We start from the raw sequence: 1,188 nt of genomic DNA, 5'->3' as shown, positions 1-1,188 counted from the left end.
AAGCCAGTATGGACGCTATTGCAGCGACTCTGGCCCGCGGCGAGCAGGCGCTGGTTTTTATCAACCGCAGAGGGTTTGCGCCTTCACTGCTATGCCAGAGCTGCGGCTGGTCTGCAGCCTGTAAATATTGCGACGCCCGAATGACGCTTCACAATAGCCCGCGCAAACTCCATTGCCACCATTGCGGCGCGATGGCTTACCCTCCGTCACAATGCCCCAGCTGCATGAATCCGGCCCTCAGCGCTTTAGGCCAAGGTACCGAGCGCGCAGAAGAAACACTGCAGGCCGCGTTCCAGCAGCATACGGTTATTCGGGTAGATCAAGATTCCATGCAGCGAAAAAATGCGATGGTAGAACTCACCGAAAAGCTACTAGATGGCAAACCCTGCTTATTAGTGGGCACGCAAATGCTCGCCAAAGGACACCACTTTCCTAATGTTACGCTGGTAGTCATTGTAGATACCGATCAAGGGTTATTAAGCGGCGATTTCCGCGGTATAGAGCGCATGGGGCAACAGATTATCCAAGTAGCGGGCCGCGCAGGCCGCGCAGAGAAACCCGGCACCGTCATTATTCAAAGCTATCGTCCCGACCACCCCATGCTTACTCAGCTAGTGACTGAGGGCTATCACAACTTCGCCAAAAACCTGCTGAATGAACGCGCAAGCAGTCGCATGCCGCCGTTTAATCACATGGCGTTAATACGGGCCGAATCAAAACGCGCCGAGAACGCCAAAGCACTGCTGACCAAAGTCGCGCAAATGGCACGCCGACTGCAACCGCCTAGCCCAGACTGTAGCTACCTAGGGCCGATACCCGCCTTTATGGAGCGCCGCAACGATCGCTTTCGCTACCAGCTCCAGCTCCAGTTTAGCCATCGCCAAACGCGTACACAGCTTTTACAACAGCTCGTCACCGAGATCGATAAGGATGCACTCAGTAAGCGAGTACGCTGGTCGATTGATGTCGACCCGCAAGATATGGGATAAAAAAACACCACTCAGGCAAGAAGCACTTGACCTCGCTTTGCGTCAAACCCACAATGCCGCGCTTTTTGCGGCGTTTGAACTTAAGGGCTGAGGAAAAAATACTTTATCCAAAAATACTTGCCTCCTGCTTCCTCAACTGCGTTACCCAAAGCGTTACATGCCCCGGCATGCGCCCCTTCGAGCGCCTTGCTCAGAAAAC

General features: G+C 54.1%; 1 protein-coding gene. It reads left to right on the top strand.

Features of this window, described 5'->3' with window-relative positions; all coding sequences use genetic code 11:
• On the top strand, positions 1-989 hold a 989-nt coding region (priA, locus tag AC3A8L_RS20770), incomplete at its 5' end, for a replication restart helicase PriA (RefSeq protein WP_487964187.1).
• Positions 990-1,188 lie beyond the last annotated feature (199 nt).

The sequence above is a fragment of the Marinagarivorans sp. genome, from assembly GCF_982758155.1.
Note: the sequence above shows the minus strand (reverse complement) of the source record. Positions and strands in the feature narration are given on the sequence as shown.